4 protein-coding genes are annotated in these 2,821 nt (G+C 28.7%); 3 read left to right on the forward strand and 1 reads right to left on the reverse strand.

The features are described from left to right. On the reverse strand, positions 1–229 hold a 229-nt coding region (locus O5Y44_RS08690; RefSeq protein ID WP_371466000.1), incomplete at its 3' end, for a helix-turn-helix domain-containing protein. A gap of 68 nt (positions 230–297) precedes the next feature. On the opposite strand from O5Y44_RS08690, the gene O5Y44_RS08695 reads away from it, so the two are divergent. The 3 genes from O5Y44_RS08695 to O5Y44_RS08705 form a co-directional block, all read left to right on the forward strand. Beyond that, positions 298–1,646 (forward strand): IS3 family transposase gene (locus O5Y44_RS08695; protein ID WP_271987958.1). Its coding sequence is split into 2 segments (ribosomal slippage): positions 298–787 and positions 787–1,646, totalling 1,350 coding nucleotides; the frame shifts between segments, so codons are not numbered across the junction. Positions 1,647–1,888: 242 nt separating this feature from the next. Continuing rightward, entirely contained in the window at positions 1,889–2,473 is a 585-nt protein-coding gene (locus tag O5Y44_RS08700) for a transposase (protein ID WP_371466002.1), read from the forward strand. A gap of 23 nt (positions 2,474–2,496) precedes the next feature. Next, positions 2,497–2,821 (forward strand): IS3 family transposase (locus O5Y44_RS08705; protein ID WP_371466003.1); only part of this gene is annotated, 325 nt, incomplete at its 3' end.

Here is a 2,821-nt window from a genome sequence, read left to right on the forward strand (position 1 = left end):
AATAACCAGCTAAAATTTTGGAAACTAAAACTAGTTTTTCTTCTGGATTCCACTTCTTATTTTTCGTTTTATGTTGTAAGACGCCTACGCCTAATGAATCGACCATTCTTTTCCATTTCCTAATAGTATCTCTAAATTTTCTAGTGGTTATTCCATTAGGTGTATCTGGATATTCTCCTCTTTCATACATCTCAACACATTTTACTTTAAACTCATAACTATAACGCATAAAAAATACCCCTTTCACTGGTGGTAATAGCCCCCAAAATTTGGACAAATTTTGGAGGGCTATTTATTATGAAATTAACAGATGAAAATAGGATAGAGATATATAGACTTAAGAAAGGAGGATACACATACAAGGAACTATCTAAAAAATTTGAAATTGATCCTAGTAATATGAAGTACATGGTCAAATTGGCTGATTTACATGGTGAAACAGTGCTGATTAAGGGGAAAAATAATTACTATCCACCAGAATTGAAATTAGATATAATCAATGAGGTTTTAATATTAGGACATTCTATAAAATCTACTTCATTAAAGTACGCATTACCAAATCCTACTCTACTTAGTAATTGGATTTCAAAATTTAAAGAAAACGGGTATAATATACTAGAGAAACCGAGAGGAAGAACTAGTAAAATGAAAAATAATAATAAAAAGATAGAAAAAAATGAATTATCAAAAGTAGAACAATTAGAGAAGGAACTTGAGTACCTACGTGCGGAAAATGCAGTTTTAAAAAAGTTGAGGGAGATAAGGTTAAAACAATCTCAAACGAAGAAAAAACAAAAATAGTAGAAGAATTAAAGGAAACACATAGATTAAACATACTATTAAAGATTTTAGGCTTATCTCGTTCATCATATTATTATACAAAAAATAAAGAAGATAAAGATAAAAAAAATAAAAATATAGAAGAAGCTATTCTATTAATTCAGGAAAAGAACAAGTACAGATACGGTTATAGAAGAATAACATTAGAACTTAAAAATATGGGATTTATAGTAAATCATAAAAAAGTTTTAAGATTAACGAGAAAACTTGGTGTATTATCATTCGTAAGACCTACTAAAAAATACAACTCATATAAAGGAGAAATTGGAAAAATCGCAGATAATATAATAGCTAGAGATTTCTTCGCCTCAGAACCATTAAAAAAATGTTATACAGATGTAACTCAATTCAAGATTGGAGAGGATAGAGTTTATTTAGCCCCTATAATTGATGGATATAATGCGGAGATAATAGCTTATAATATTTCATTCTCACCTAACATGGAACAACAGTATGAAATGTTATCGCAACTTCAAGATAATAGATATGATGGCATGATAATACATAGTGATCAAGGTTGGCAATATCAACATATTACATATAGACAAATTCTTAAAGCAAAAGGAATTAAACAATCAATGTCTAGAAAAGGAACATCGGCAGATAATGCATTTATGGAATCTTTCTTTGGAGTTTTAAAATCTGAGATGTATTATGGATTCGAAAATACTTTCAAGAATAAATATGAACTAAAAGAAGCTATTATAGATTATATAAAATATTATAATGAGGAAAGAATAAAGTTGAACTTAGGTGGATTAAGTCCCGTAAACTATAGAAAAATTAATAGAAACAAATATAAATAAAAAGAGACTTTCATTCCCTTTTACAGTTTAGATTTCTCTTCTATATTAGTCAAGGACAAGGGCTACGCCTTTTAAAAATCCTTGACTAAATAGTTCGAAAAATCTAAAATAACTGTAAGGAATGAAAGTCACTAAAAGTAATAAAATTTACTGACTTTAAAGTTTAAAATACTAAACAAAAATAACTGAATATTTTGTCCAACTTTTTGGGTGCAGTACCACCAGTGAAAGGGGTATTTTTTATGCGTTATAGTTATGAGTTTAAAGTAAAATGTGTTGAGATGTATGAAAGAGGAGAATATCCAGATACACCTAATGGAATAACAACTAGAAAATTTAGAGATACTATTAGGAAATGGAAAAGAATGGTTGATTCATTAGGCGTAGGCGTCTTGCAACATAAAACGAAAAATAAGAAGTGGAATCCAGAAGAAAAACTAGTATTAGTTTCCAAAATTTTAGCTGGTTATTCATATAATTCCGTTGCGCTAGAGAATGGAATTAATTATAGGATATTATATAATTGGGTTCAAAAATATAAGGAAAAAGGTTATAATGGACTTGTAGATGAGAAGAAAGGAAGACCAAGAAAGGTACCTATCATGAAAGAAAATAGTAGTCCTAAACCATTAAAAGAATCAGAAAGAGAAGAATTAATTAGATTACGTGCAGAAAATAAATTTATAAAAACGGAAATTGAAAATATTAAAGCAGAAAAAGAAATAATAAAAAAATTAATAGCCTTGAGGCGAGAAAAATGGGCTGTGCAACTCAAGGCGAAAAAGCAGCAATCATCAAAGAACTTAGAAAAAAAGGATATCAATTAAAATGTCTTTTACAAGAAATAGGAATGGCAAAATCAACATATTATTATTTAGTAAATAAGGAAGAAGCAGATGTTGTAGCTATTCGTAATGAACCAGTGTTAAAAGAAATTAAAATTATTTTTACCGAAAATAAAGGACTATATGGTGTCCGTAGAGTTCACAATGAACTAATTAATAGAGGTTTTAAAGTAAATCATAAACGAGTACAAAGTCTTATGCATAAAGAAGGACTGAAAGGGAAACGTCCTAAAGAAAGATATCACTCATATAAAGGAACAATAGGAAAAGTCGCTAATAATATAATAAATCGAGATTTTAGTACAACTGCTCCTTTACAGAAATGGACTA

The organism is Gemella sp. 27098_8_155 (assembly GCF_041433725.1).
In the GTDB taxonomy this organism is placed as follows: Bacteria; Bacillota; Bacilli; order Staphylococcales; family Gemellaceae; genus Gemella; species Gemella haemolysans_D.